The 932-nt window shown below is 64.4% G+C and carries 2 protein-coding genes; one reads left to right on the forward strand and one right to left on the reverse strand.

What is annotated here, in order from left to right:
• Positions 1–225, reverse strand: a 225-nt coding sequence (locus A5780_RS41845) for a hypothetical protein (protein WP_231982944.1), incomplete at its 3' end; no start/stop codon positions are given.
• A 189-nt stretch (positions 226–414) separates the two neighbouring features.
• Here A5780_RS41845 and A5780_RS13785 point away from each other — a divergent pair.
• Positions 415–932 (forward strand): hypothetical protein (locus A5780_RS13785; protein WP_064908612.1); only part of this gene is annotated, 518 nt, incomplete at its 3' end.

Raw genomic sequence — 932 nt, forward strand, 5'->3', positions numbered from 1 at the left:
GATCTTGTCGTGCAACGCTCGGATGCGGCGGTCGCGGCGTTGTTCGATCGTTGAAATCGCCTGCCACGCCGACCAATACTTCCGCACGGCGTCGCTGACATTCTGTTCGCGGCGACGTTCAAGCGCGCGGCGACGATCCATTACTTCCCGCGAATGACGTAGCTGGCCAGCGAGTTTCCCGGCATCTTGTCCGCGTGTGCTCCTGCTCGCCCGGGGGTCGTTCATGTCGTGATCTCCAAACTCTCGGTGAGATCAACCCGCGCCTCGCAGTTCAACAATACGCCCAACCCACGGTCACCCAGCGGCGCCGCACCCGCAACAACGCGGTCAGAGGAAGCGACATCAGCCCGTCAACTCGCGGTCGTGTCTCGCTTCCCTTTTCGCTACTGCCCCTTGCTGTCGAAAGGAGTCCCCGTGACCGAAAGTCAGCTCGACGGGGTCGCTGATGTCGCATCGGTGGTGTCTCGGTGTCTGTCCGATCTCGAGCCGGTGTTCGAGCAGATCGACTGGGCCGAAGACGAAATCGCCCGCGCGCAACGACGCCATCCGCGCCACCGCAACACCCTCTACCACTCGTTCGCGCTGTTGACGCCGACCCACGAGCGGATGCGCCAGGAATTCGTGTACCGAGCGCACTGCCGCGAACTGCTCGACCGCGTCGCCGCCGGCTTGTCCCCGGCGTCGGGGACAGCGGCCGAGGTCGCGCTCGCGGTCATGCAGGCCAGCCAGAAAGCACCGCTCAACACCGCCGCGTTCGGCCTCTACGTACGCATGTGGATCCATGCCGGATTCCCTCACTTGGAATCGGTGACCGGTTCGCACGAGCACTACGAAGCGATCGCCAAATCCCGCATCGATGATCTCGAAGCCGAGACCCGCACCCGGCTGTCCGTGGCCGATCGTGTCCTGCGGTCTATCGACTGCCCGGGCCG

Origin of the sequence: Nocardia sp. 852002-20019_SCH5090214 (assembly GCF_001665865.1) — a bacterium.
GTDB classification, from domain to species: domain Bacteria; phylum Actinomycetota; class Actinomycetes; order Mycobacteriales; family Mycobacteriaceae; genus Nocardia; species Nocardia nova.